Origin of the sequence: Pseudomonas sp. GV047 (genome assembly GCF_003058245.1) — a bacterium.
In the GTDB taxonomy this organism is placed as follows: Bacteria; Pseudomonadota; Gammaproteobacteria; order Pseudomonadales; family Pseudomonadaceae; genus Aquipseudomonas; species Aquipseudomonas marginalis.
In genome coordinates, this window is record NZ_QCWA01000010.1 from 63144 (window position 1) to 89527 (window position 26384).

Consider the following 26384-nt stretch of genomic DNA (forward strand, 5'->3'; position numbering starts at 1 on the left):
TGCCGATGGCTCCTTACACGGCCTGCTGCAACGCAGGTACGGCTTCGAACAAGTCCGCCACCAGGCCGTAGTCAGCCACCTGGAAGATCGGTGCTTCTTCGTCCTTGTTGATCGCAACGATCACTTTGGAGTCTTTCATACCGGCCAAGTGCTGGATCGCGCCGGAGATACCGACCGCGATGTACAGCTGTGGCGCAACGATTTTGCCGGTCTGGCCGACCTGCATGTCGTTGGGTACGAAACCTGCGTCGACAGCCGCGCGGGACGCGCCGACCGCAGCGCCGAGCTTGTCGGCCAGGGCGTACAGGTGCTTGAAGTTGTCACCGTTCTGCATGCCACGGCCGCCGGAAACGACGATCTTGGCAGCGGTCAGCTCAGGGCGGTCCGACTTGGCCAGCTCTTCGCCAACGAAGCTGGAAGTACCAGCGTCATGGGCAGCAGCGACGGCTTCAACGGCAGCCGAACCACCTTCAGCAGCAACCGGGTCGAAACCGGTGGCACGCACGGTGATCACTTTGATCGCGGCGGTCGATTGCACGGTGGCAATGGCGTTACCGGCGTAGATCGGGCGCTTGAAGGTGTCGGCGCTTTCTACCGAAACGATCTCGGAGATCTGGTCAACGTCCAGCTGCGCGGCAACGCGTGGCAGGATGTTTTTGCCGTTGGAAGTGGCGGCAGCCAGGATGTGGCTGTAGCCGGCGCCCAGCTCTGCAACGAGCGGTGCTACGTTTTCCGGCAACTGGTGAGCGTACGCGGCGTTTTCGGCCAACAGTACTTTGCTCACGCCAGCGATTTTCGCAGCGGCTTCAGCCACGGCGCCTGCGCCTTGGCCGGCAACCAGCACGTGAATATCGCCACCGATTTTAGCGGCAGCCGCCACGGTGTTCAGGGTGGCCGAGGCCACGACCTTGTTGTCGTGTTCAGCGATTACCAAGATAGTCATGGTTAGATCACCTTCGCTTCGTTTTTCAGTTTCTCGACCAGTTCAGCCACCGACTTGACCTTGATGCCCGCGCTGCGAGCAGCGGGTGCTTCAACCTTGACGGTCTTGTTGGTGGAGGCAGTGGAAACGCCCAAAGCTTCAGGAGTAAGCGACTCAAGCGGCTTCTTCTTGGCTTTCATGATGTTTGGCAGGGACGCGTAGCGCGGCTCGTTCAAACGCAGGTCGGTGGTGACGATGGCCGGCAGTTTCAACGAAACAGTTTGCGCGCCGCCGTCGATTTCACGGGTCACAGCCACGCTGTCGCCGCTCACTTCAACCTTGGAGGCGAAGGTGCCCTGGCCGTAACCGGTCAGTGCAGCCAGCATCTGGCCAGTCTGGTTGTTTTCGCTGTCGATGGCTTGTTTGCCGAGGATCACCAGCTGAGGCTGTTCCTTGTCGACAACAGCCTTGAGCAGCTTGGCCACGGCCAGGGAAGTCAGGTTTTCAGCGGATTCGACCAGGATGGCGCGGTCGGCACCCAGGGCCAGGGCGGTACGCAGCTGCTCTTGGGCAGTGGTAGGGCCGATGGAAACCACGACGATTTCAGTCGCAATACCTTTCTCTTTCAGGCGTACGGCCTCTTCCACGGCGATTTCGCAGAAAGGGTTCATCGACATCTTGACGTTGGCAAGGTCGACGCCGGTATTGTCCGCCTTGACGCGAACTTTGACGTTGTAGTCGACCACCCGCTTGATGGCTACCAGGACTTTCATGAATTACTCCATAACAACTTAGTGAACCCGATACGCCACCGGCATACCGGGAAAAAAGATCAGCGCTCGCCCAATTGCTCGATCACGCCACTGGCCTTCAACTGCGCCAATCGCTCGTCATCCAGCCCGAGCTGACGCTTGAGCACTTCATCCGTGTGCTCACCCAGCATCGGCGCCGGGCGCAGGTATTCCACCGGTGTACCGGACATCTTGATCGGGCTGCCGACTGTCACGAAGTCCGCTTTTAAGGGATGTGGAATCGTCACCAGCATATTGCGCGCCTTGACCTGAGGTTCATCCAGGGCCTGGGCGATACTGTTGATCGCGCCGATCGGCACGCCACGCGGATGGACTCGGTCAATCCACTCCTGCGCACGCCCCTCGATGAAGTGCCCTGACAAGATCTCAATAATCGCTTCGCGATTGGCCACACGGTCGGCATTACGCGTAAAGCGTGGGTCCTCCGGCAGGTGACCAAGGCCGATGGCGTCGCACAGCGCGACAAATTGCGAGTCGTTGCCACAGGCGATGATGAAGTCCTGGTCGCTGGCACGAAACACCTGATACGGCACGATATTGGCGTGAGCATTGCCGTAGCGCCCCGGTGGTTTGCCCGAGGCTAGGTAGTTCTGGCTCTGATTGCACAAGGTAGCAACCTGCACGTCCAGCAGCGCCATATCGATGTGTTGGCCTACACCGGTTTTTTCCCGGCTGAGCAAAGCCGCCTGGATGGCAACCGTGGAATACAGGCCGGTCATTAGATCGGAGAAGGCCACGCCAACCTTCTGGGGGCCGCCGCCAGGCAAGTCATCACGCTCACCGGTAATACTCATCAGCCCGCCAATGCCCTGCACAATGAAGTCGTAACCCGGTTCGGCCGCGCGCGGGCCAGTCTGCCCAAAGCCTGTGACGGAGCAGTACACCAGCCGAGGGTTCAACAGCGACAGCGAGGCATAATCCAACCCGTATTTGGCCAGGGATCCCGCCTTGTAGTTCTCGATCAGCACATCACAATCGGTCGCCAGCGCTCGCACCAATTCCTGCCCTTGCGGGCTGGCCAGGTTCAGCGCGACGGATAACTTGCCGCGATTGGTCGATTGGTAATACGACGCTTCAGTGGTCAACTCCTCGCTCTGGCCTTTCATCCAGGGCGGGCCCCAACCACGGGTATCGTCGCCCACGCCCGGCCGTTCGACCTTGATCACTTCTGCGCCCAGATCGGCCAGTGTTTGCCCGCACCAGGGGCCGGCAAGCACACGGCTCAAGTCGAGTACGCGGTATCCAGTCAAAGCACCCATGTTATTTCACCTTTGCTTGAGCGATTACACACGCTCGATGACCATCGCCAGCCCTTGGCCGACCCCGATACACAGACTCACCACGGCATAGCGCTTACCGCTGCGCTGCAAGGCTCGCGCAGCGCTCAGCGCCAGACGCGCACCGGAGGCGCCCAAGGGGTGACCCACCGCAATCGCGCCGCCATTGGGGTTGACGCGAGGATCGTCAAACGCCACGCCAAGCCCTTTGAGGCAACCCAGCACCTGGCTGGCAAATGCTTCGTTGATTTCGATGATGTCCATGTCCGCCAACGTCAGGTCAGCGCGGGCCAGTGCTTTATTGATTGCCTCCACCGGGCCCACGCCCATGATACGAGGGGCGACGCCAGCAGCCGCGCTCGACAGGATACGCACCATGGGCACCAAACCGTGGCGCTCGCCGGCCGCACGCGTGCCGATCAACAATGCTGCCGCGCCGTCGTTAACACCGGATGCATTGCCGGCGGTGACGACGCCACCCTCATGCAGAGGGCGCAGGAGGCTCAACGCCGCGAGGTCGGACTGCGGGCGCGGGTGTTCGTCGTGCTCCACAAGGTTGGGCGGCGTTTTACGGCCCGTGGGCACGCTGACGGCCAGTATTTCATCGTCGAAGAATCCACTTTCGCGCGCGACTTCGTAATTGGCCTGTGAACGAGCTGCAAAAACGTCAGCTTGCTCACGGTCGATGCCATATTCCTGCGCCACGTTGTCGCCGGTCTGCGGCATGGTGTCGTTACCAAACTCCGCCACAATTTTCGGGTTCGGGAAACGCGCGCCGATGGTGCTGTCGTAGACGGTAAAATCCCGGCTGTAGGCCGCCTCGGCCTTGGCCATGACGAAGGGCGCGCGCGACATGCTCTCCACCCCACCCGCCACAAACAGTTCACCTTCTTGGCAAGTGACTGCGCGTGCGGCATCAATCACTGCTGCCAGCCCGCTGGCGCACAAACGGTTGATCGTCTGCCCAGGCACAGTCACGGGCAGCCCGGCAAGCAGCGCCGCGTGACGTGCAATATTGCGGCTGTCCTCACCGGCCTGATTGGTATTGCCGAGAATCACGTCCTCAATAGCGTCGCCAGGGATGGCGTTGCGCGCGAGCAGTTCCCGAATCACGTGAGCCGCGAGGTCGTCAGGCCGTACCGGCGCGAGTGCGCCCGCATGACGACCAAAAGGCGTACGTAACCCCGCAAAAATATAAGCATCGAGCATGGCAGTTTCCTAAGCGTTGATAGATCAGGTCAATGTCGGTTCTGGGTGGCACAGCGATAAGCCCAGTGCCGCGCGACGGCGCAGCCAGGGGCCGGGCCGATAACGCGGGTCACCGGTCAGTTCAGTCATGCGTTCGAGAATGGTCAGCAAACGCTGCGCCCCGACACTGTCGCCCCAGGCCAACGGGCCCTGCGGGTAACCCAGCCCACGACGTACGCCTTCATCCAGGTCTTCGACGCTGGCTATGCGCTGTTGGACGATATCGCCCGCCAGGTTGACGATCATCGCCAGCACCCGCTGAGCGACAAAGCCAACACTGTCATTGATCACGCTGACGCCCACACCGTCGCGAGACAGCAGCGCATGGGCGGCGTGGCGCATATCGATGCGGGTTGCCGGTGTGAGCATGAGCGTGCGATAGCGCGTGCAATCCAGCAGCGGGTCAATACAGACCGTGCGCGCCGGGTCTACGCCAAAACGTCGCGCCGCGCTGGTTGCGTCCACACCATAGGGCGCCAACAGGCAAAGCGCAGCGTCGGAAGGTGCGCTGCCCCGCTCTACCTCGGCGCCCAATCGTTCCAGCAATACGCTGAGGCTGGCAAGGTCGGCATCGTTTTCGGCACCCAACCAAACCGGTGGCATAGCCTCCACGACGGGCACTGGCTGGGGCTGCGGAGCGTCGACCATTTGGCCATTGGCATAGCGGTAAAAACCACGCCCCACCTTACGCCCCACGTAGCCAGCCTCAAGCATCTGGCGGGTCAGCGCGGCGGGCCGATAACGGGGTTCCTGGTAAAACTGGTTATAAATCGACTCGATCACTGGGTGGGAGACATCCAGCGCGGTCAGGTCGAACAGCTCCAAGGGGCCCATGCGAAAACCCAGGCCTTCACGCAGAATACGATCAATCTCGGCTGGCTCGGTTACGCCCTCCTTGAGTATCTGCAAGGCTTCGGTGCTGTAGGCGCGCCCTGCGTGATTGATGATAAAGCCAGGGGTGTCTTTTGCGCGAATCCCGCGGTGCCCCATGCGCGCGGCCAATGCCTGCAGGTTGTCACCGACGCGAGGATCACTGGCTAGGCCATCAATGACCTCCACCACTTTCATCAGCGGCACCGGATTGAAAAAGTGAAACCCCGCCACACGTTCAGGCCTACGGCACTCGCGAGCGATGCTGGTGACCGAGAGCGAAGATGTATTGGTGGCGAGAATACAATCGTCGGGAACGACCGCCTCAAGCTGGGCGAGCAAGGCTTGCTTGGCATCGAGGCGTTCAATGATGGCTTCGACCACCACGTCAACGTCGCTGAGATCAGTCAATGCGCTGGCAACACTCAGGCGATCAAGGGTTGCCTGGGCATCACCGGACGAGATTTTTCCTTTGGCCACCAAGGTGTCCAGGGTCTGTTGCAGGTTTGCGCGAGCGGTCTGCGCGGCGCCTTCACGATTGTCGAACAGCATAACCTCAAGACCGGCCTGGGCCGCAATCTGAGCAATGCCCGTTCCCATGACACCTGCGCCCACAACAGCCATCCGTTGGATTTCACGTGTCATGGGTCATTCTCCAGTGAAGGTTGCTGTGCGTTTTTCAAGGAACGCATTGGCGCCTTCCTTTTGATCCTTGGAATCGAACAGCATCTGAAACGCTTTGCGCTCCAATGCCAGTGCGCTCTCCAGAGGCAGATCAGCACCGAGCAGCATGACTTCTTTGATCTGCGCGACGGCCAGAGGGGGCAACGCGGCTATTTGCGCGGCCAATTCGAGGGCTCGGGGCAATGTGAGCTCATCACTGACCACTTCGCTGACCATGCCCATGGCGAGCGCCTCGGGTGCGGGCACCAGGCATCCGGTCAACGCGATCCGCATCGCCTGGAATTTGCCGACAGCGCGGATCAGCCGTTGAGTGCCGCCAGCTCCCGGCATCAGGCCAAGCTTGACTTCGGGTTGACCGAAGCGCGCCGATTGACCTGCAACAATGATGTCGCAGTGCATCGCCAATTCGCAGCCGCCGCCCAGGGCAAACCCATTCACGGCGGCAATGATCGGTTTGGGGCATCGAGCGATAGCGTCCCACAGGCGTTCCGTATGACGAAGATACATCTCGACAGGGCTGGCCTGAGCAAACTCGCGAATGTCGGCGCCAGCCACGAAGCACATCTCGCCGCCGGTGAGGACGACGGAGCGCACGCGGTCATTCTCCGCCAGGCCGTGAAAGATATCCGCCAGTTGGTGGCGCACGGCGCTGTTAAGCGCGTTCTTGACTTGGGGCCGCTCAATGCGCACGACTGCGACTGCATTGTCTTGTAGGTGCAGATGCACGACGGGCTCTGGATGGGAGTTCATATCGACCTCTTATTATTGTTTCGTCAGACGAAACTGGATTCCGTAAATACGATCAATCATAGGTATCCTTACAAAGGCCTGTAAACAGGAAAAGCTAAATCCTTCTTGAACCCCTTTATTTACTTACGCTTAACAACTTAAAAGATGCCCATTGGTTTTCGTGACTTCAGCGAATATAATTTCGCCTAGCGAAACTGAATTTTATTTTCTTGCATTTTTTTAAAGTGAGGTTCTACCATGGCTCGCATCAAGGCAGATCAACAGGCCGCCGACACGACAACCGGAGCGGACGAAATCGGGTTACTGAAGATGGGCATGCTTGACCCCTCCAGTGCATTGAGCGACGACGAAAACAGCGGGCAGTTTGTGACAGCGCTGGCACGCGGGCTGGAGTTGATGCGGTGCTTTACGCCGCGCGACAACGTGTTGGGCAATCAGGATCTGGCACGTATGACAGGCCTGCCTAAACCGACCGTGACACGGCTGACCAATACATTGATGCGTCTGGGTTGCCTCAAACGTGAAGTGCATTCTGGCAAATATCAGTTGGATGTCGGCGTGTTGGGTTTTGGCTACGCAATGCTGTCGAACCTGGCGATACGCACGGTGGCCCATCCATTGATGGAAGAGCTGGCCAACCATGCCCAGGCGGCCGTTGCCATGGCCTCCCGCGATCGCCTGCAGATGGTGTACCTGGATGTAGTTCAAGGTCAGGGCAACATGACCATGCGCCGCCAGACCGGCAGTTACTTGCCACTGGCACAGAGCTCGGTAGGCCGCGCTTGCCTGGCGGCAATGCCCGAAACCGAGCGGGAGTTTTTGCTCGACCACATCCGCCAGCGTGAATCGGAGCAGTGGCCAACCATTCGCAAGGGGCTGGACCGGGCATTCAGGGATTACACCGACTATGGCTTTTGCCTGTCGATCGGCGAGTGGCATCGCGACGTTAATTCGGTAGCGGTACCGCTGTTGCATCCGCAGTACGGGTTGCTGACGTTCAACTGCGGCGGGCCGAGTTTTCAGCTGCCGCGTGAACGACTGATGGACGATATCGGGCCGCGCCTGATCAACATGGTTAACAACATTGGCGCCGCTGCTCGCTGACGCAACGGAGTAACGGCGCCCTAATAAAAGAACCGCTCGCCTGCGAGCGTTAGGAGCGCACATGATCCGTGATACCGAAACCCTGCAGATTTTGCTGGATTCACTTCGTCAGTTTGTCGGCGAAGTGCTGATCCCTCGCGAAAACGAGGTGGCTGACACCGACACAATCCCCCAGGACATCGTCGAGCAAATGCAAGCCATGGGGCTGTTTGGTCTGACGCTGCCGGAGGAATTTGGTGGGCTGGGCGTCACGATGGAAGAAGAGGTGAATATTGCCTTTGAGCTGGGGCATACCTCGCCAGCATTTCGCTCCTACATCGGTACTAACAACGGGATCGGTTCCATCGGCATCCTGCTGGACGGTACCGAAGAACAGAAACAACACTACCTGCCCAAGCTTGCCAGCGGTGAACTGCTGAGCTCCTTCTGCCTGACCGAGCCCGATGCGGGCTCCGACGCTGCCTCGCTGAAAACCAGCGCCGTACGCGACGGTGACAGCTATATCCTCAATGGCACCAAGCGTTTTATCACTAATGCTCCGCATGCTGGCATCTACACCGTCATGGCGCGCACCAGCACTGAAATCAAGGGCGCAGGCGGCATCAGCGCATTCATTGTCGAGCGCGGCACGCCCGGTGTTTCCCTGGGCAAACCCGACCACAAAATGGGCCACAAAGGCGCCCATACGTGCGATGTAATCTTCGAGAATGCCCGCGTGCCCGCCAGCCAATTGATCGGTGGCGTTGAAGGCGTAGGCTTCAAGACCGCGATGAAGGTCCTCGACAAGGGTCGCCTGCATATCGCCGCACTGAGCGTGGGCGCCGCAGAGCGGATGCTGGACGACGCCTTGCGCTACGCATTGGAGCGCAAACAGTTCGGCAAACCTATCGCCGAATTCCAGTTGATCCAGGCGATGTTGGCGGACAGCAAGGCCGAAATCTACGCCAGCCGCTGCATGGTGCTGGATGCCGCACGCAAGCGCGACGATGGGCATAACGTCAGCACCGAAGCCTCGTGCGCCAAGATGTTCGCCACAGAAATGTGCGGCCGGGTCGCCGACCGTTGCGTGCAGATCCACGGCGGCGCCGGCTATGTCAGTGAATACGCCATCGAGCGCTTTTACCGGGATGTACGCCTGTTCCGTATCTATGAAGGCACTACCCAGATACAGCAGATCGTTATCGCGCGAAACATGATCCGCGCTGCTCAAGGCTAAGGCCTCGAACGCAACTTACAGCTCTAGAACCACCCATAAATACAATAAGGTCACTCTATGGACGCTGCTGCTCAGGCAGGCGCGACTGCGCACGCCAAATCCAGTACTTGGGTACTGGTCTTCATTTTTTGCTTTCTCGGTTTATTGATTGACGGCGCGGATTTGATGCTGCTGTCCTACAGCCTAAACAGCCTCAAGACAGAATTCGGCCTGACGAATGTTGAAGCTGGCAGCTTGGGTAGCTTCACCCTGGCCGGCATGGCACTTGGCGGGATCTACGGCGGCTGGGCCTGCGACAGGTTCGGCCGAGTGAAAACTGTAGTCTGGAGTATCTTGCTATTCTCCGTGGGCACTGCAGCCCTGGGGCTCACCCATAGTTACTGGCAGTTCGCGCTTATCCGCTTTCTTGCCTCACTGGGGATCGGCGCGCTGTACGTCGCTTGTAACACGCTGATGTCCGAGTACGTCCCTACCCGCTACCGCACGACGGTACTCGGCACCCTGCAAGCCGGCTGGTCTGTCGGCTACATCGTTGCGACCCTGTTGGCCGGTTGGATATTGCCGATTCATGGCTGGCGCTGGCTGTTCTACATCGCGATTATCCCAGTAGTTCTGGCGTTGGTAATGCAACGTTTCGTACCGGAACCCCAGGCTTGGATCAACGCCCAGGCCGAACGCGCCAAGAATAAACTTGCCGGTATACGCACCGGTTCAGCCATGAAGCGCGACAGCATGTACACCCAGATTTTCAGCGATCCGCAGGCGCGTCGGATGTTCATCTGCTGGGCCCTGACGGCCGGCTTCCTGCAGTTCGGTTACTACGGCGTGAATAACTGGATGCCGACTTACCTGGAAAGCGAATTGGGCATGAACCTCAAGTCGATGACCGGCTACATGGTCGGCACCTATACCGCGATGATCCTCGGTAAAATCCTCGCCGGTATGGCGGCCGACCGTATCGGGCGCAGAACCGTATTCGCCTTTGGCGCACTGGGTACGGCGGTGTTCCTGCCAGTCATCGTGTTGTTCCAGAGCCAGGAAAACATCCTCTGGATGTTGGTGGTGTTCGGCTTTTTGTATGGCATTCCGTATGGTGTGAATGCAACGTACATGACTGAAAGCTTCGAGGCGAAATTACGCGGCTCTGCGGTAGGCGGTGCCTATAACATTGGCCGCTTGGGTGCCGCAGTGGCGCCTGCCGCGATAGGGTTCCTGGCGTCACATGGCTCAATTGGCGTGGGATTCTTGGTGATGGGTGCGGCTTACTTTATTTGCGGCGTGATACCGGCGCTGTTTATCCGGGATAAGCAGTTCGATCCGCAGAAGCAATAAACCTGGGATAGGAATCCCCAGGTTGCCAAATTCCTGTGCTCCGCACGCAGTTACCGCATAAGGCCGAAACCAACCCGCTCCGACTAGGCTTGGTGCACCTCACCGCTCATGCCAGCGCCATCGTTGAAGGCCCAGCGGTCCCCCAAGCCCCACCGGCACACAGTGGTTGCGCATCTTGCGGATGGGCGTGATGCCCGAGACTATGTTCGAGCATGGGCATTGGGCGCCACCACACCGCTGGCCGCTGTGGAAGTGGCTGATTAAACTTTCCTCTCAAACAACCATAGACTTATTTACGCGAAGAAGCCTCAAACCCACACTGACGCCCAAACGAAATACATTGATCCAGGCACTGCCAGACTTGAGGCCGTTGGAAATCGCCGTTCGCGATCGCTTGTACCCCGCTGCGAATGGGGGCAAAACTGGGGGCATAATTCGAGCTTTTCACGCTATAACTACCGTGCTAGAGCCATGTCAAAATGTTTTTTGGCCATCTCGCGAGCCAGCTTAACGCTCGGCAGTTAGATCTGGCGGTTGTGTTCCAAGCCGATGCCGGAAGGCGATGGCACGTCACTCCGTTGCTCGACGAAAAGCTGTTTGTCATAGCAGTCCCGACTCTGCTTGATATCCCTGAAGGCGATACCGTGCAAATTGATCAACTCGGGCATGTACCGTTGGTTATGCCGAGTGCACAGCACGGATTACGCACTAGCATAATCATGGCGTTTGAGCGCAGTGAAACCGTTCCTCACATCGTGATGGAGATCGATGGGCTAGCGACGCTGATGCAAGCAGTCAAAGCTGGACATGCAGCGACAATACAGCCTGGTGCCGCCGCCGCTCGCTTAGGGGATGCGGAACTTCGCATGGTCGAAATCTCTGACGACCATGTGGGGCGCCGCAACTTCCTAGCCAGCCTTTCGGACGACGAGCTGTCCCCTGCTGCGTTAGCCACGCGCGTCGTTCTTCTTGAGGTCAGCCGTGAGCTAGTGAATATGCACCTTTGGCCGGGGGCAAGCCTTCCCGGAGGAAGAGTACTGGCAGGATTTGCTGAAGGTCACCGGCGGGATCACGAATGAAAAACTTGCCCGACTCACGATCCTTGCATCTTCCAACTGCCGAGACTGGATGCGCTCCCAAGGCGTTCACTTCCAGGCGCCGCTCTCCGGCGCGCTCCATGTTGCAAGGACAAATGCCTTTTTCATGGGCGGTGGCAAAGCCTTGGTCAATGCTTATTTCCGAAGCGCTGAGCGAATAGGCGTTCAGATTCGCTATAACGCCCAGGTCACCGATATCGAGCTCAAGGACGGAAAGTTCATTGCTGCACATATCCCTGAACGCGTGGTGGATGACGAGCATCTGCCGGCTGAACGGATCGAGGCCAAGTCCTGTGTGCTCGCTGCTGGCGGTTTTGAATCCAACCGTGAATGGTTGCGAGAAGCCTGGGGCCAGAACGAACGGGGTGAATGGCCCTCCGATAACTTTTTGATTCGCGGCACGCGTTTCAATACCGGAGTGCTACTTAAACGCATGATAGCGCTGGGCGCGGATGTCATCGGTGACCCGACTCAAGCCCACATGGTTGCGATTGATGCGCGGGCTCCTCTCTACGATGGAGGGATATGCACCCGTATCGACTGTGTGTCTCTTGGGGTCGTAGTCAATCGGGAAGGTGAGCGCTTCTACGATGAAGGCGAGGATTTCTGGCCCAAACGTTATGCCATCTGGGGTCGACTGGTCGCAGGGCAGCCCGGTCAGCAAGCGTATTCAATCATCGACCAGCAAGCTATAGGCAGATTCATGCCACCTGTGTTTCCAGGCACCACCGCTAACACACTGGCAGAGCTTGCCCGGAAACTGAACCTGCCCGTCGAGACCTTCGTTAAGACAGTGGAAGATTTCAATCAGGCATGCCAGGCAGGGACATTCGATCATACCGCGCTCGATGACTGCCACACTGAGGGCCTAACCCCTGCGAAGACCCACTGGGCGCGCCCTCTAGTTAACCCCCCTTTCTATGCATATCCGCTCAAGCCGGGAGTTACGTTCACATACTTGGGACTGGCGACTGACGAAACCTCTGCCGTTCATTTCAACGGCAAGCCTAGCCCCAACTTGTTCGTCGCAGGGGAGATGATGGCTGGGAACGTACTGGGAAAAGGTTACACAGCCGGGATTGGCATGGCCATCGGCACTGCTTTCGGTCGCGTTGCCGGGGTCCAAGCCGCAGCCAGCGCAGACATTGCTTCCAAATCAGAGACAGGGGGATCTCGATATGCAGCTTTATGATCCCAAAACTGCCAACCCGTTGATTCCGGTTCTAAATGTCGATGAGACTGAAGTTCAGCGACAAATGACCATTTGCAACTCGTGCCGTTATTGCGAAGGGTTTTGCGCAGTTTTTCCAGCCATGACGCGCCGCCTGGCGTTTGGGCAAGCAGACATCCATTACTTGGCCAACTTGTGTCACAACTGCGGCGCATGCTTGCATTCTTGTCAGTACGCAGCCCCGCACGAGTTTGCGGTCAATGTTCCCAAAGCCATGGCCAAGGTGAGGGTCGATACCTATGGGGAATACGCGTGGCCTAGACCATTTGGCCAGCTTTATCAGCGTAATGGGCTGACCCTCGCTGTAGCCTCGGGTATTGGCCTGGCGCTGTTTTTGTGTCTGACGCTGGCCATCATGGGCAACCTGTTCCGTGAAATGCCGGGCGGTAATTTCTACGGCATTTTCCCTCATAACACCCTTGCATTGATGTTTGGCGCCGTGTTTGGTTTCTCCATATTGGCGTTAGGGATTGGCGTGAGGCGTTTCTGGAAAAATGTGTCACCCGCCCAAGTTCCTACTTCCCTGAAGGCATCGGCAGCCATCGAGGCAACAGCCAATGTCGCTAAGCTCAAGTACCTGGACGGCGGTCATGGTGAGGGGTGCAACAACGCCGATGACAAATTCACGCTCTGGCGACGTCGCTTCCACCACTTCACGTTCTATGGCTTCCTGTTGTGCTTTGCAGCCACTTGTGTGGCCACGCTTTTCCACTACTTTCTCAACTGGTCCGCACCCTACCCTCTCTTCAGCCTTCCAGTGATTCTCGGCGTACTAGGCGGCATTGGGTTGTTGGTGGGTCCTGCAGGCTTGTTATGGTTGAACTTCCGGCGTGATCCCGAACATGGCGATGCGAACCAAAGGCCCATGGATCGTGGTTTCATAGCCCTGCTGTTTCTGGTCAGCCTTAGCGGTCTGGCTTTGCTGGCCTGGCGGGAGTTTTCAGCCATGCCGCTGCTGCTGGCGATCCACTTAGGATTCGTTATGGCCTTCTTCCTGACGATGCCTTACAGCAAATTCGCCCATGGGATTTTTCGATGTGCGGCGTTGCTTAAGTTCTCAATCGAGAAACGCCAACCAAATCCTATCAACGCCGGGAGCGATTGAATCCGGCCTTCACGATTAGAACCCGTTTTTTCACAGAAATAACTAATGCAAGGAGACGAAATTGAAAACTCTCGAGTTTCTCACCCATGCTCTCAATAGTTACGTATTGCGGAGGAAACGCTCGAGCACATTGTTGGTGATCATCACGGTGTAGATGTCTGCCTGCATGAGCCCATGCACCCATTCGCACGTGGCGGCAGTGAACACCTCGCCTCGACCTTTGTGGAAGTGCACCACCATGCCGGCCCCGCGGCTATGCATATCGATGCTGGCGTCGCTGAGGTCCGGCGCCAGGATGGAAGCACGAAACCGCGCATCGCCATCGCCGAGCATGAATGAATAGGCATCCTCGGACCGGCCATGCTCGGCATTGGTCGCCCAGCCCATGGCGAGGATTTGCAATCCGCAGGGCGCCCCGTCTGTGTAGAGCGGTTCCGGGAGGCCGTCGACGAAGGTGTATTCCAGGCCATCCACCTCATAGCCGAAGAGGTTGGCTTCGTCCGCGAACATATCCGCGTAGCCGAGGCCCGTCCCCATGAACGCCCAGTGCTTGGGCCTGAAGACTGTGTAGCCGCGCGGGCTGCGCGGCGCCATGCCTCCAAAGCTGGCGTAAATGCCTCGCAGAGCATTCACCCCGAACGTCGTTGCCCCGGGGTGATTCACCCTCGGATCTTCCCAGGCCCCCGTTAGCCGATGAGGCTCGGTAGCGGCCACAGGATCGAGCGCACCGGCGTCGTACTTGTAGGCCACCTGCCGCCGGCCTTCATCCTCCAGGCGAATCTGCCACATGAAATTGCCGGCGAAGCGCGCGACCTTGCCGCCCTCCTCGACAAAGGCGTCGACATGGTCGCGCATTTCCCGCGTCCAGTACTCGTCGTGCCCGACGAAGACGGCGCAGGCATAGCCCTCAAGCGCGTGGGGGTCGTGATGCAAATCGTCCTGGGTCAGGATATGCACCGTATAACCTTGCTGCTCGGCCCAGAGCACAAAAGGTCTCTCGTAGGAAGCCCACCCCGCCAGCGCGTAGTACTTGGCGTAGCCGTTAAGGGAGGCCCATTCGATAAACTCATAGCGCGCCGGCCCTGGCTTGCGGGGCCGGGTCGCGTTGACGCAACGTGGCGCATCGGCCGGCAGCCACACCTGCCCTCGCGCCCAGGGGCGCTGTGCCGACAGCAACGGTGAGCGGCCACGTGGCGTGCCGGGATGAACGCCAAAGTAATGATTGGCGCCGCCCCAGTCGTTATAAGCGGCCCACGTCGAGGTGGCCGCGACGAGCACCAAGGCATCGGCACGCTTGCACAGCGCCTTGACGATAAACAGATGATGCCCGAGGATGCTGTCGTCGCCGTCCCGCACTTCCACTATGTAGCCACCCTGCTCGGCATCCGCCGGAATTGACCATTGCATGAAGACAGGCCATTGGCAGCCATGCTCATAGGCACGTTCGGGTATGGGGTGGAATCGAGCGTCAAGGCTGTCGGTGGTATGCAGCGTGCGGGCGATGGCGCCATCACGATAGATCCGCAGCCGCACGTGCGGGCGGTTCGACGACAGATACAGGCAAACCGAATCACCCGGGCTATAGGCGCGACGGTCCGAGTAGCACCAGGCGGCCGCCGGGCCCGACTCGCAAGGAACTTCGACCCAGGTCTCGCGTGCGGCCTGGCGTGGGCCCGAAGTCTGGCTGACGATCACGTTGGCGCCCGGGCGTTCGCCTCGCGCAGCGGTGTTTTTGAGGTCTGTGGAATTCATTGAGTCGTACTCCTTTGATCGGCTGATTCTGCGGCTCGATCAGCCAATGTGTTTACGCTGAGCCGAGCTCCAGGCGCCTCGATGTGCGCAAGGTCGATGCCAGCCGTTTCGTCGATAAGAAACCCTGCCAGGACAGTGACTACGCCCAACCCGATGACGTAGCTGACGTACAAATAGCCAAGGTCGGCGCCGCCAAGATAGTTGTGCAGATAAGGAGCGGTGCCGCCAAAGATCGCCACCGAAACCGACGAGACCAAACCGACGCCCTGTGCCCGAGCCTGAGTTGGCACCTGCTCGGAGAGCACAGCGGGGAAAATCGCCGCGATCAACGACCAGGCGCCGAGCCCCAGCACCTGGGCCAGGAACAGCGTGTAGGGCTCAATGGTCACCATTATCGAAATGGGATAGGTCAGCACGATCACACCCAGGCCCCAGGCGATAACCATGGGCCGGCGCCCTACCCGATCGGACAACATCCCGCAGACCGGCAACCAGCACACACAGAGGATCTGCGCGAGAAGACTCGCCACATAGGCACCCGTGGCGTCCATGCCCTGGGCAATCGCCGTCGAAGCGCCGAACGTGACCCAGGCGTAATAAGTGACATTGGCGGCCGCTGCAAGCATCACGATGTTACGTGCAACGCGCACCATCTCCCCCCTGGACAGCTTGCGCGGCGGCCGCGCCAGACCCTGCTGCGCTACGAACACATGAGACTCCTTGGCACCACGGCGCAAAAACAGCGCATAAATACCGAGTACTCCACCGATGGCGAAGCCAATCCTCCAGCCGTAGTCACCCATGGCCTGCGCGCCCAGCAGCCAGGTCAGCACTGCCGCCACGGCCGTTGCCGCCATCACGCCCAGCGTCACCCCCACATACACGGAACTCGACCATAAGCCACGGTGCTTGCTTGGGGCGATCTCGGCGACATAGGTGTAGGACACCCCCGTCTCGCCACCATGGGCGAGCCCCTGCATCAGCCGGAAAAACAGCAGCGCGCCCGAGGCATACAAGCCGATGCTCTGGTAGTCAGGGATAAGCGCGATGCCCAGGCTGCTGATCGCAAGCAGCAGCATGGTGAGCACCATGATGGTCCGGCGCCCCAGTCGGTCGCTCAATCGGCCAAACAACCATCCGCCGACAGGGCGTGCGACAAAGCCAACCGCAAACACCGCAAGGGTCGCGAGCATCGCCGAGCGCGCATCGGTCTTGTCGAACAGATTGCTTGCCAGGTACACCGAAAAGGTTGCGTACAGGGTCCAGTCAAACCATTCAAGCGCATTGCCGATACCGGCTGCGCGCAACGATTTGAGGCGTCCTTGGTGGGACGTCGTATTGTTCATGGGTATCTCCTGTTGACGGACGAATCGAGACGGTTTGGCCAACCGGATCAGAGGTGCAACCCGGGCTTGGGCTGGCGAACGCCATGGGCAGAAGGGACGCGGACACGCAGCGCAATCAGCAATGCGGCCAGCAGCATCAGCACGGCCGCCGCTACGAATACGCCTGCGCTGCCACCGAGGCTGAACATTGCACCGCCCGCGGCGGCGCCGGTGGCGATGGCTGACTGCACAGAGGCCACTACCATGCCTCCGGCGCTTTCCGCCTGATCAGGTACCGCGCTGGCGACCCAGTTCGACCACGCCACCGGCACACCACCAAAAGCCAGGCCCCAGACCGCCAGCAGTACCGCCTGCCCCGGCAACGAGGCCGGCAACAGCACCAACGCCAGTGCTGCAACGCCGACCAGCGCGGGCATCAGCACCAGAGTGGCCAGCGGGTGGCGCTCCAGCAGCCTGCCGGCCAACAGCGTGCCGACGAAGTTCGCCACACCAAAGCCCAGCAACATCAGTGACAGCCCTTGCGAGCCGATGCCGGTAGTCCCTTCAAGGAATGGCCGAACATAGGTGAACATCGCGAAGTGGCCGCTGTGCACCAGCACACATCCGAACATCCCGATGGCAATGCCCGGACGCTGCAACACCTCGACAACGGTGCGCAGACGTGCAGGCCGGCGCGGTGCAAGGCGCGGCAGAGTGAACGACTGGAACGCCAGGGTCACCAGGCCGACCGCCGCTGCGGCGAAGAATGCGCTGCGCCAGCCATATAACCCGCCCAGATAGCTGCCCAGCGGCACTGCGACGACCGTGCCGATGGCAATGCCGCTGAAAATGATCGACAGCGCCCGGGGCAACAAAGCACTCGGCACCAAGCGCATCGCTACCGCCGCCGCCATGCTCCAGAACCCGCCAAGGGCAATGCCCAGCAAGATGCGCATCAACAGCAGCACCGCGAAGCTGGAGGAAACGGCGACCAACAGATTGGAGGCGACCATTAGCGTGGAAAAACCCAGCAGCACCCAACGTCGGTCGATGCTGCGGGTCAGGCCTGGCACCAACAGGCCGGCGAACAGCGCCACTACGGCAGTCACCGTTACCGCTTGGCCAGCCAGCGATTCAGACACTCCCAGGTCGGTAGCCATCAGCGTTAATAAACTGGCCGGAAGGTACTCAGCGGTGAGTAATCCGAACACACCCATTGCCAACGAGAAAACGGCCATCCACGCGGGCGTCGCAGGCTCTACATCCGCGCCGACGCCAGGATGGCGGTCGGATACGGCATTACATACACAGTCAGTCATTGCACGGATCTCCCAATCTTCATTGCGAGCCGAGTCTAGGCGCGGAAAACTGGATGATCTATGATCCAAAGTCTCTACTTTTTGACTAAAACACCTGAACGATGCCTGCAGATCAGTTTGCTCTCTCCTCGGATCTCATCAACGAGCTGTTGCGCGGCATGCGCCTGCGTGGCGTCGAATACCGGCGTATCCAGGCGGGTCCGACCTTCGGTTTGGGCTTCGCGGAAAAACCTGGGCACGCCTGGTTCCACTTCATGGCCGTCGGCAATGCGTTACTGCGAATGGAGGACGGCAGCACCTACGCGCTGTCTGCCGGCAACGCTGTGTTCATCTCCCATGGCGCAGCCCATCAACTGTCGTCCCATTCGGACGTGCCTGTTGAAGACATCGAGCGTCTGGACGGCGCGCCCTTGGGTGACACCGTTAGCGCGGTGAATACCGGAATCGATGCCAGCCCCACGCCGAGCACTATTTTGTTCAGTGGTTGCATGGAGTTCGAACTGGGCAGCATCCATGGTCTTGGTCGGCTGATGCCGGGACTGATGCTGATTGATGCCGGCGGCCAGCGTTACCCCGGACTGGTGCCGATCCTGACCACCATGGAGCGCGAGGTCGGCGCCGCGCGTATCGGCTTCGCCGGTATCCTCGCGCGGTTGGCCGACGTGGTGGCCGCCATGGTCGTTCGCGGGTGGGTGGAGTGCGCCTGCGGGAATGCCTCTGGCCTGGTCGCCGCCTTGCGCGATCCGCGCTTGGCCGGTGCACTGCTGGCGCTCCATCAACAACCGGGCCGCGACTGGACTGTTGCGCAGCTGGCCGAGCACTGCAATACCTCGCGCTCGGTCTTCGCGGACCGCTTTCAAGTGACGATTGGCATGACCCCGCTGCGCTATGTCACCGAACTGCGAATGCGGCTGGCAAGCCAGTGGCTGACGCTCGAAAGGCTGCCGATTGAAGAGGTGGCGCAACGTCTGGGCTATACCTCCCAGGCCGCTTTCAGTCGTGCATTCAAGCGCATTACGGGCCAGACACCGGGTTTGAGTCGCAAGGTGAGGCAAGCCGAACGCAGCTAGTCGATGATCTGTGCCTCTGACTCATTTACCCCCCGTTACGTCGAGGAATGTACCGGTAACGAAGGATGCCTCCGCGCTCGCCAGCCATAGAATCGCGCGCGCCACTTCCTCCGGCTGACCACCCCGCCCCATGGGGATCGAATCCTTGACACGATCCACCCGCCCCGGCTCACCGCCACTGGCATGCATGTCGGTATAGATATGTCCGGGGCGAATACAGTTAACGCGTATGCCTTCCCGGGCCACCTCCTTGGCAAACCCGATGGTGAACGTCTCCAGCGCGCCCTTTGACGCCGCATAGTCGACGTACTCATTGGGGCTGCCAAGGCGTGCCGACGCCGAAGAGACATTGATCACCACCCCGCCCGGGCCGTTGTAGCGGTAAGACATGCGCTTCACCGCCTGCTGGGCACAGAGTATTGGCCCGATGGCATTGACCGCAAAGATGCGCTGCATCCGCTCGAAGCCGAGGGCCTCCAGGCGTGACTGAGGTGCGAGCATCCCGGCGTTATTGACCAGTACGTCGATACGACCGAAGGTGCGGTCGATGGCCGCGAACATATCGGCCACCTGTTGCGGGTCCGCACTGTCGGCTCGCATCGCCAACGCCCGGCGCCCCAATGCTTCTACATCCGCCACCACCGCCAGCGCTGCGGACTGGTTGGCAACGTAGCTGATCGCGACGTCATAACCTCTTTCGGCGGCCAGCCGGGCGGTTGCCGCCCCCACTCCACGACTTCCACCCGTGATTAGAATCAGCGGTGCCTGCGAGACGTTGACCATTAGACATTGCTCCTGAGCCGTTGGCTGTATCAGCCGATGATGAGGGTGCCGCTGGCGATCACTACGCATGCCAGTATTCGGCGGGGGGTGAGCGTTTCGCCGAGAAACACATAGCCGATCAACGCCGCAAACAGCACGCTGGTTTCGCGCAATGCGGATACCGCGCCCAGTGGCGCTTCGTTCATGGCGTAAATGATCATTCCATAGGCGAGCAAAGAGACCAGCCCGCCGACCAACGCGGTCACTGTTCCAGGCCGGACGCGGAACAAGCTGCGGGTGTCGCGCAGGCCGATGTAGACCACCGGCATCAGCACGCCCCACAGCGCGCACATCCACACCGTGTAGGCAAGCGGCGCACCGGAGAGCCTGGCGCCGATGCCGTCGACCACGCTGTAGGCCGCAATAAAGCCGCCCGTTCCCAGCGCATAGGGCAGGCTGGGAACCGACAGACTGCGCCCTCTGAAGGCCAGCGAAATAATCCCGCCGGACACCAACGCAATACCGAGCAACTCGCCAGGCGTGATGCTTTCCCCGGCAAACACGGCGGCCCCCAAGGTGATCAGCACCGGCGACGATCCCCGTGAAATCGGATAGATCTGCCCCAGGTCGCCGACGCGGTAACTGCGCACCAGAAACAGGTTGTAGCCCACATGCAGCAACCCCGACAGCACCGCGTAGCCCCAGCTTTCAGTTGCAGGGGGAACCATGAACGCTGCGGCGACGACACTGGCGATGGCGATGGCAATGCACATCACCGTCATGGACCACAGCCGGTCGGCGCCGCTACGCAGCAGCGCATTCCAGCCGGCATGCAGGAGCGCGGCGAAAAGCACGAGGAGGATGAGATGAGTAGGCATGCCCCACTGTAGGCAATCCCGCACCGGGGCTAAAGCGAAGTCTCCTCAGCACAGCATGAGCGAAGACTCATGACTCACTCATCCGGTCGTTGGACCTTCAGTGCCTCGCTGACCAGCCATTGGCGAAAGCTGGCGATGTGCGGCTGGGATTCGATGCCCTTGGGGCAGACGAAGTAGTAAGCAAGCGGCGATGGAAGCGGTACGTCGAACAGCCGCACCAAACGGCCATCGCTGATTTCGTTCTCGACATGCCCGCTGCGCACCAATGCAACGCCCTGGCCGAGCAAAGCCGCCTCGACCGTCATGTTGGTATCGCCAAACCTGACGCTTTCCTGGAGCGGCAAATAGGCCAACCCGACGGCTTGAAACCACACCTCCCACTTTGGCACCAACTCGGCGCCATCCCGAGTCAGGAGCGGGAAATGCAACAAGTCTGCCGGGCTTTGCGGCGTGCCAACGCGCCGCAGCAGTTCGGGACTGGCCACGGGAAATACCTGCTCCCCAAACAGGAACTCCGAATACAGGCCTGGGTAATTGCCCTTGCCGAGCCTGATCGCAACATCAGCCTGGCCGTGAGAGAAGTGGATGATTTTATCCGTGGTGTCCAGCGAGACCAGCAGCTCGGGATGCTGGCGAGACAGGCGCGGCAAGCGTGGCAGCAGCCATTTGAGCGCGAAGGAATAGGTGGTGCTGACGCTGAGCCGAACCCGGCCCTTTTGCTCGCGCAGGTCACCCAAAGTCGCCTCCAGGCTGATGAAAAACTCCCGCACGATGGGCGCCAGCGCAGCCCCCGCCGCCGTGAGGCGTAACGCCTTGCCACGTTCAAACAGCGGCAGCCCCCAAAGCGCCTCAAGGTGCTTGAGCTGGTGGCTGACCGCGCTTTGAGTCACATGCAGTTCCTGTGCGGCTGCAGTAAACGTCGGGTGGCGGGTGGCAACTTCAAAGGCGCGCAAGGTCGCGGTAGGCGGCAGGTCTCTCATCGGGGCAGGATCCAGCGAGTTATGGGAAAAGCGCATGCATGAACGTTAGCTCATGCAGCAGATTACCTCACTGTACCCATTTGAATCCTCGTCCTTGTTCAGTCCGCGCCTACAGAAGCAGCAGCTTTGGCGAATTGACCGACGAGAGGACGCCGGCGCCCTCCCCTCGAACACCCCTTGCTCAGGTAGGTTGCGCCGCTTGAGCCTTGCTCGCGTTGCCTGGGCGGATTTTGAACCAGATGGCGTACATCGCCGGCAGGAACACCAACGTCATGATGGTGCCGACCAAAGTACCGCCGATCAGTGTGTAGGCCAGCGTGCCCCAAAAAACAGAATGGGTCAGCGGGATGAATGCCAGGATGGCCGCCATCGCCGTCAGCAGTACCGGGCGAGCCCTCTGTACCGTGGCTTCGATGACGGCGTGAAAGGGATCCAGGCCTTCCTGGGCGTTGTGATGGATCTGCCCGATCAGAATCAGCGTGTTGCGCATCAGGATGCCCGACAGCGCGATCAGCCCAACCAGGGCGTTGATACCAAACGGTTGATGAAATATCAGCAGCGTCGGCACCACGCCAATAAGTCCCAGCGGCGCGGTGAAAAACACCATGATCATGGCCGAGATCGAACGCACCTGGACGATGATGATCAGCAGCGTCAGCGCAATCATGATCGGAACCAGCGGCACTATCGCCTGGCCTGCCTTGCCCGACTCCTCGATTGCACCCGCTTGCTCGATCCGATAGCCGGCGGGGAGCGTGTCGATAATCGGCTGCAGTTGCTTGATGATCACACCCGATACATCAGGTGGTTGAAGGCCTTCGTCAATATCGCCACGCACGGTGATCGTCGGTGTACGGTCACGGCGCCTGAGGATCGGATCCTCCATGCGCACATCCACCTCTCCGACCTGGGACAGAGGGATCCGCTGACCCGCGGCGCCCACCAATGTAAACCCTTCAATCCGCGCAGGGTCCAGACGTATATCGCCTGCGGCGCGCCCAACCACCTGCACTGAACGAATGTCTTCACGAACCGACGTGATCGGCACGCCCGCCAGCAGGAACTGCAACTGCTGGGCGACGGCGCTGGAGGTCAGTCCAACCGCCTGCAAGCGATCCTGATCCAGGCTGAAATGCAGGGTCGGCGCCAGAGGGCCCCAGTCGCTGTTGACCGTCCTCATCAACGGACTCGCGTGCATGACCGCTTGTACACGGCCCGCAATCTCGCGCAGCTTCGTCGGGTCAGGCCCCATTACCCTGTAGGCGACGGGATAGGGTGAATACGGCCCAAACACAATTTGAGTCGCCCTGACACGGGCCTCTGGGGCGAGCCCGGCAGCGACCGCCTCGCGAAAACGCAGCTTGAGGGTTTCCCGTGCCTCCTGGCTGGACGTCAGCACCACGATCTTGGCGAACGAGGGATCCGGCAGTTCTGGCGCCATCGCCAGGAAGAAACGCGGCGCGCCCTGCCCGATATAGGCCGTGACGATTTTTGCCTCTTCCTGCTTTTGCAGCCAGGCCTCGACCTTTTTCGCAGTGGCACTGGTCTGCTCGATGGAGGTTCCGTAGGGCATCTGCACCTCGACCATCACCTCGGGACGGTCTGACGTCGGGAAGAACTGCTTCTTCACCAGGCCCATGCCCAGGACGGCCACGACAAACAGCGTGATAACCGTGCCAGCCACCAGCCACTTGAGTTCGATGACCCGGGTCAGGACCCGGCGGAAGCGGTTGTAGCGCGGGGTATTGTAGATAGCCGCATGCCCACCCTCTACCTGCTTGATGTCTGGCAGCAACTTCACGCCCAGGTAAGGGGTGAAAGCCACTGCGACAACCCAGGAAGCGATCAGAGCAATACCCACGATCCAGAACATGTTGCTGGTGTACTCGCCGGCAGTGGACTGGGCGAAACCGTTGGGCATGAAGCCAACCGCCGTTACCAGTGTGCCAGAGAGCATCGGCGCGGCCGTATGACTCCAGGCATACGCGGAGGCTTTGATGCGGTCGTAGCCCTCCTCCATTTTCACGACCATCATTTCGATCGCGATGATGGCGTCATCTACCAGCAACCCGAGCGCCAGGATCAATGAACCGAGGGTAATACGGTCAAAGTTCTTTCCGGTGGCCGCCATCACCACAAACACGATCGCCAGTGTCAATGGCACGGCAGCTGCGACCACGACGCCCACACGCCAGCCCATGCTGAGGAAGCAAACAAGCATCACCACGAGCAGCGCGACAAAAAACTTGACCATGAACTCGCCAACGGCCGAGTCGATGTTGACGGCTTGATCGGTCACCTTGGTCAGCGTCATGCCCAGTGGCATGCCTTCATTGATCCTGGTCGTCTCGGCGTCCAGCGCCTTGCCCAGGTCCAGGCCGTTCCAGCCTTCGCGCATGATGACCCCCAGCAGCAGGGCCTCTTCTCCGTTACTGCGCACCAGAAAGGTTGCCGGGTCTTCATAGCCACGTTCGACAGTGGCCACGTCGGAGAGCTTGAGCGTGCGCCCCTGAACCACAATCGGCGTGTCACGAATCTTCTCCAGCTTATCGAAGGCGCCGTCCAGGCGGAGGAAGACCTGCGGCCCATTTGTTTCAATCGAACCGGCGGGCGTGAGCACGTTTTGATTATTCAGCGCGGCAAAGATGTCCTGAGGCGCAATGCCCAGGGTGGCCAACCGATCATGGGAGAACGAAACAAATATTCGCTCGGCTTGCTCACCGATGATGTTGACCTTCTTCACGCCCGGCACATGCAACAGTTGCTGGCGCAACGACTCAGCATCACGCACCAGCAGCCGCTGCGGCTCGCCTTTGGCTTTGAGGGCGAACAGCGCAAACGTCACGTCCGAATACTCGTCGTTGACCAAGGGCCCGATTACCCCCGCCGGTAGCTTGGTGGCTTCGTCGTCGAGCTTTTTGCGTGCCTGATAAAACTCTTCCTGCACCTGTGAGGGTGGCGTGCGGTCCAACAACGACACCATGGTGAAAGCAAGACCAGGCCGCGTATAGGTTTCCGAGCGGTCGTACCATTTCAATTCCTGCAGGCGTTTTTCAAGTGGCTCTGCGACCTGGTCCTGCATTTCCTGCGCAGTAGCCCCCGGCCAGGCAGTAATGACCGTCAACTGCTTGACCGTAAACGGTGGATCCTCCGCACGCCCCAGCTGGAAGAACGCCAGGGTGCCCGCAACCGCGATCAGAAAGATCAGGAATACCGTAATGGATCGCTCACGAACGGCGATCGCAGAAATATTAAAGCGGCCTTCGCTCATGGATGACTCCCGGCAACATGGGCGTCATCCTGCTGGGGCACTCTCACGTCTTCTCCATCGCGCAGCAGATGGGCGCCTAGCGCGACGATCTGCTCACCGACCTTGAGATCGCCTGCCACGCGTGCGGCATCGTCGCTCAATCCCAGCACCTGAACAGGACGCCAGCTCACCTTTGCCGGCGAGCCTGCGATCACCCACACACCGGTGCCATTGCCTGGGTCATAAAGGGCCGCGATGGGGACTTGCAGCGCCTGCCCGTGCGCGGCGCCTTCTGCGATCCGCAACGTGACCGTCGAACCTATCGGGGCATTGGCCAGCGCGCCCTCAAGCACATACCGCGCCTCAAACGTGCGCGTCACTGGGTCGGCAGAGTCAGAAAGCAGCCTGAGCTTCGCTGTAACAGCCCCTGCGGTACTGCCGTAAAGCGTCGCTTGCGCGCTGGATCCGGCTGCAGGACGCAACGTCTCGGGCAGATGCACGATGGCTTCGCGCTGGCCTGCGCGGGCCAGTCGAACCACGGGCTGCCCCGGGCTGACGACTTGCCCGGGCTCTGCGAGTGTCTCCACCACGACCCCGTCGGAATCCGCAAATAACACCGCGTAGCCGGAAGCATTGCGGGCGACATCGGCCTGGGCTTGTGCGGCGCTGAGCTGCGCCTTTGCGCTATCCGCTGCGGCCTTGACCTGGTCGTAGGCCGATGCAGAAACAGCCCCTGCGGCGACGAGGTCGCGATATCGCGCCTCGTCATCGGCTGTCTGCCTGGCGCGGGCCCTGGCGGCGGTGACCGACTCTTGCTGTGCTCGCGCCTGCAACCCCAGGTCGATAGGGTCAAGGCGCATAAGCGGCTGACCGCGTTTAACGCTCTGGCCGGTATCGACCAGCCGCTCGAGGATCTTGCCGGAGACCCGAAAGCCGAGATCGCCCTGCACGCGGGCCGCCACCACTCCCGTGAATGAGCGTGACGTCTCCGAGGAACCCTCAACCGTTCCGGGCCTTACCAGAGGAGCCTGCGTGCGCGGATCGTCAATGTTGGATGAGTCACCACACGCCGTCAGGACGAGAGGCAACAAGCAGGCTGCAATGGGGATGGGTCGGAGCCGGAGCATAGGTTCCCTTATTGAATAGAAAGAACAGGGGTCACATATTCAGACTAGTGACTATTATTGTCAACGGTCACATTCGAACTCTCCAATGGCGCAGAAGGATGCACCACCCCACTACGCGATCGCTCATGACCCCGTTACAACAAGGCTGGGTTGATGCAGGACTGCATATTCCAAAGCAGCACATGACGGAGATGAACGATATTTTCCAGTCATATCTGAATTTAGCCCAGAGGCCTCAATTGACAGAGAGTGACCATGCAGTACTATGGTCAC

The 26384-nt window shown here is 60.0% G+C and carries 19 protein-coding genes and 3 pseudogenes; 7 read left to right on the forward strand and 15 right to left on the reverse strand.

From position 1 onward, the window contains the following. Positions 1–13: 13 nt before the first annotated feature. The 6 genes from C8K58_RS23335 to C8K58_RS23360 are packed head-to-tail and all read right to left on the reverse strand — an operon-like array spanning position 14 to position 6563. Positions 14–943 (reverse strand): electron transfer flavoprotein subunit alpha/FixB family protein, encoded by a 930-nt coding sequence (locus C8K58_RS23335; RefSeq protein WP_108574420.1) that lies wholly within the window; start codon positions 941–943, stop codon positions 14–16. A gap of 2 nt (positions 944–945) precedes the next feature. Next, the gene (locus C8K58_RS23340; protein WP_108574421.1) at positions 946–1695 is read right to left on the reverse strand and encodes an electron transfer flavoprotein subunit beta/FixA family protein; all 750 of its coding nucleotides are present in this window, start codon (positions 1693–1695) and stop codon (positions 946–948) included. 59 nt (positions 1696–1754) lie between these two features. After that, a complete protein-coding gene (locus tag C8K58_RS23345; protein WP_108574422.1) occupies positions 1755–2993 on the reverse strand; it encodes a CaiB/BaiF CoA-transferase family protein in 1239 nt (412 codons plus the stop codon). A 24-nt stretch (positions 2994–3017) separates the two neighbouring features. Next, the gene (locus tag C8K58_RS23350; RefSeq protein ID WP_108574423.1) at positions 3018–4220 is read right to left on the reverse strand and encodes a 3-oxoadipyl-CoA thiolase; all 1203 of its coding nucleotides are present in this window, start codon (positions 4218–4220) and stop codon (positions 3018–3020) included. 24 nt (positions 4221–4244) lie between these two features. After that, the gene (locus tag C8K58_RS23355; protein WP_108574424.1) at positions 4245–5774 is read right to left on the reverse strand and encodes a 3-hydroxyacyl-CoA dehydrogenase; all 1530 of its coding nucleotides are present in this window, start codon (positions 5772–5774) and stop codon (positions 4245–4247) included. 3 nt (positions 5775–5777) lie between these two features. After that, positions 5778–6563 carry an enoyl-CoA hydratase gene (locus C8K58_RS23360; RefSeq protein WP_108574425.1) on the reverse strand — a complete coding sequence of 262 codons (786 nt, stop codon included), beginning with the start codon at positions 6561–6563 and terminating at the stop codon, positions 5778–5780. Between the two features lie 237 nt (positions 6564–6800). On the opposite strand from C8K58_RS23360, the gene C8K58_RS23365 reads away from it, so the two are divergent. The 3 genes from C8K58_RS23365 to C8K58_RS23375 all read left to right on the forward strand — a co-directional run bounded on the left by C8K58_RS23365 (position 6801) and on the right by C8K58_RS23375 (position 10215). Further along, positions 6801–7667, forward strand: coding sequence for an IclR family transcriptional regulator (locus tag C8K58_RS23365; RefSeq protein WP_108574426.1), 867 nt, complete (start codon positions 6801–6803; stop codon positions 7665–7667). A gap of 61 nt (positions 7668–7728) precedes the next feature. Further along, positions 7729–8883, forward strand: a complete 1155-nt coding sequence (locus C8K58_RS23370) for an acyl-CoA dehydrogenase family protein (protein ID WP_108574427.1) — start codon at positions 7729–7731, stop codon at positions 8881–8883. Positions 8884–8940: 57 nt separating this feature from the next. After that, positions 8941–10215, forward strand: coding sequence for an MFS transporter (locus tag C8K58_RS23375; RefSeq protein ID WP_108574428.1), 1275 nt, complete (start codon positions 8941–8943; stop codon positions 10213–10215). Between the two features lie 86 nt (positions 10216–10301). Here the strand turns inward: C8K58_RS23375 and C8K58_RS32760 are convergent. Beyond that, positions 10302–10446 (reverse strand): annotated as a pseudogene (locus tag C8K58_RS32760) (8-oxoguanine deaminase); the annotation flags it as partial. A 242-nt stretch (positions 10447–10688) separates the two neighbouring features. On the opposite strand from C8K58_RS32760, the pseudogene C8K58_RS23385 reads away from it, so the two are divergent. The 3 genes and pseudogenes from C8K58_RS23385 to tcuB form a co-directional block, all read left to right on the forward strand. Then, positions 10689–11294: pseudogene (locus C8K58_RS23385) on the forward strand (LysR substrate-binding domain-containing protein); the annotation flags it as partial. Beyond that, a pseudogene (gene tcuA, locus C8K58_RS23390) lies at positions 11233–12504 on the forward strand (FAD-dependent tricarballylate dehydrogenase TcuA); the annotation flags it as partial. The pseudogenes C8K58_RS23385 and tcuA, both read left to right, overlap by 62 nt. Further along, positions 12491–13648, forward strand: a complete 1158-nt coding sequence (gene tcuB, locus C8K58_RS23395; protein ID WP_027605744.1) for a tricarballylate utilization 4Fe-4S protein TcuB — start codon at positions 12491–12493, stop codon at positions 13646–13648. The pseudogene tcuA and the gene tcuB, both read left to right, overlap by 14 nt. A gap of 99 nt (positions 13649–13747) precedes the next feature. Here tcuB and C8K58_RS23400 read toward each other — a convergent pair whose 3' ends face one another. Genes C8K58_RS23400 through C8K58_RS23410 form a run of 3 tightly spaced genes read right to left on the reverse strand, consistent with a single transcriptional unit; the run spans position 13748 to position 18044 of the window. Then, a complete protein-coding gene (locus tag C8K58_RS23400; protein ID WP_108574431.1) occupies positions 13748–15400 on the reverse strand; it encodes a N,N-dimethylformamidase beta subunit family domain-containing protein in 1653 nt (550 codons plus the stop codon). After that, entirely contained in the window at positions 15397–16746 is a 1350-nt protein-coding gene (locus tag C8K58_RS23405) for an MFS transporter (protein WP_108574432.1), read from the reverse strand. The genes C8K58_RS23400 and C8K58_RS23405 overlap by 4 nt, the downstream gene beginning before the upstream one ends. Before the next feature lie 47 nt (positions 16747–16793). Beyond that, entirely contained in the window at positions 16794–18044 is a 1251-nt protein-coding gene (locus C8K58_RS23410) for an MFS transporter (RefSeq protein ID WP_108574433.1), read from the reverse strand. Positions 18045–18145: 101 nt separating this feature from the next. Here C8K58_RS23410 and C8K58_RS23415 point away from each other — a divergent pair, with 101 nt between their 5' ends. Then, positions 18146–19114, forward strand: coding sequence for an AraC family transcriptional regulator (locus C8K58_RS23415; protein ID WP_108574434.1), 969 nt, complete (start codon positions 18146–18148; stop codon positions 19112–19114). A 21-nt stretch (positions 19115–19135) separates the two neighbouring features. Here C8K58_RS23415 and C8K58_RS23420 read toward each other — a convergent pair whose 3' ends face one another. The 5 genes from C8K58_RS23420 to C8K58_RS23440 form a co-directional block, all read right to left on the reverse strand. Beyond that, positions 19136–19897 carry an SDR family oxidoreductase gene (locus C8K58_RS23420; protein WP_065948722.1) on the reverse strand — a complete coding sequence of 254 codons (762 nt, stop codon included), beginning with the start codon at positions 19895–19897 and terminating at the stop codon, positions 19136–19138. Positions 19898–19926: 29 nt separating this feature from the next. Beyond that, on the reverse strand, positions 19927–20754 hold the full coding sequence (locus C8K58_RS23425; RefSeq protein WP_108574435.1) for an EamA family transporter: 828 nt from the start codon (positions 20752–20754) through the stop codon (positions 19927–19929). 74 nt (positions 20755–20828) lie between these two features. Beyond that, the gene (gene gcvA / locus C8K58_RS23430) at positions 20829–21734 is read right to left on the reverse strand and encodes a transcriptional regulator GcvA (RefSeq protein WP_065927676.1); all 906 of its coding nucleotides are present in this window, start codon (positions 21732–21734) and stop codon (positions 20829–20831) included. 181 nt (positions 21735–21915) lie between these two features. Next, positions 21916–25005, reverse strand: coding sequence for an efflux RND transporter permease subunit (locus tag C8K58_RS23435; RefSeq protein ID WP_098479594.1), 3090 nt, complete (start codon positions 25003–25005; stop codon positions 21916–21918). Then, positions 25002–26111 (reverse strand): efflux RND transporter periplasmic adaptor subunit, encoded by a 1110-nt coding sequence (locus tag C8K58_RS23440; RefSeq protein WP_027605737.1) that lies wholly within the window; start codon positions 26109–26111, stop codon positions 25002–25004. The genes C8K58_RS23435 and C8K58_RS23440 overlap by 4 nt, the downstream gene beginning before the upstream one ends. Positions 26112–26384: the final 273 nt, after the last annotated feature.

Excerpts from the sequence above, each read along its gene's own strand:
- C8K58_RS23370 (WP_108574427.1), top strand. The coding sequence starts at position 7,729 with ATGATCCGTGATACCGAAACCCTGCAGATTTTGCTGGATTCACTTCGT.
- C8K58_RS23440 (WP_027605737.1), bottom strand. The coding sequence starts at position 26,111 with ATGCTCCGGCTCCGACCCATCCCCATTGCAGCCTGCTTGTTGCCTCTC.
- C8K58_RS23400 (WP_108574431.1), bottom strand. The coding sequence starts at position 15,400 with ATGAATTCCACAGACCTCAAAAACACCGCTGCGCGAGGCGAACGCCCG.
- C8K58_RS23340 (WP_108574421.1), bottom strand. The coding sequence starts at position 1,695 with ATGAAAGTCCTGGTAGCCATCAAGCGGGTGGTCGACTACAACGTCAAA.
- C8K58_RS23365 (WP_108574426.1), top strand. The coding sequence starts at position 6,801 with ATGGCTCGCATCAAGGCAGATCAACAGGCCGCCGACACGACAACCGGA.
- C8K58_RS23345 (WP_108574422.1), bottom strand. The coding sequence starts at position 2,993 with ATGGGTGCTTTGACTGGATACCGCGTACTCGACTTGAGCCGTGTGCTT.
- C8K58_RS23350 (WP_108574423.1), bottom strand. The coding sequence starts at position 4,220 with ATGCTCGATGCTTATATTTTTGCGGGGTTACGTACGCCTTTTGGTCGT.
- C8K58_RS23415 (WP_108574434.1), top strand. The coding sequence starts at position 18,146 with ATGCCTGCAGATCAGTTTGCTCTCTCCTCGGATCTCATCAACGAGCTG.
- C8K58_RS23335 (WP_108574420.1), bottom strand. The coding sequence starts at position 943 with ATGACTATCTTGGTAATCGCTGAACACGACAACAAGGTCGTGGCCTCG.
- C8K58_RS23410 (WP_108574433.1), bottom strand. The coding sequence starts at position 18,044 with ATGACTGACTGTGTATGTAATGCCGTATCCGACCGCCATCCTGGCGTC.
- C8K58_RS23355 (WP_108574424.1), bottom strand. The coding sequence starts at position 5,774 with ATGACACGTGAAATCCAACGGATGGCTGTTGTGGGCGCAGGTGTCATG.
- gcvA (WP_065927676.1), bottom strand. The coding sequence starts at position 21,734 with ATGAGAGACCTGCCGCCTACCGCGACCTTGCGCGCCTTTGAAGTTGCC.
- C8K58_RS23375 (WP_108574428.1), top strand. The coding sequence starts at position 8,941 with ATGGACGCTGCTGCTCAGGCAGGCGCGACTGCGCACGCCAAATCCAGT.
- C8K58_RS23360 (WP_108574425.1), bottom strand. The coding sequence starts at position 6,563 with ATGAACTCCCATCCAGAGCCCGTCGTGCATCTGCACCTACAAGACAAT.
- C8K58_RS23435 (WP_098479594.1), bottom strand. The coding sequence starts at position 25,005 with ATGAGCGAAGGCCGCTTTAATATTTCTGCGATCGCCGTTCGTGAGCGA.
- C8K58_RS23425 (WP_108574435.1), bottom strand. The coding sequence starts at position 20,754 with ATGCCTACTCATCTCATCCTCCTCGTGCTTTTCGCCGCGCTCCTGCAT.
- C8K58_RS23420 (WP_065948722.1), bottom strand. The coding sequence starts at position 19,897 with ATGGTCAACGTCTCGCAGGCACCGCTGATTCTAATCACGGGTGGAAGT.
- tcuB (WP_027605744.1), top strand. The coding sequence starts at position 12,491 with ATGCAGCTTTATGATCCCAAAACTGCCAACCCGTTGATTCCGGTTCTA.
- C8K58_RS23405 (WP_108574432.1), bottom strand. The coding sequence starts at position 16,746 with ATGAACAATACGACGTCCCACCAAGGACGCCTCAAATCGTTGCGCGCA.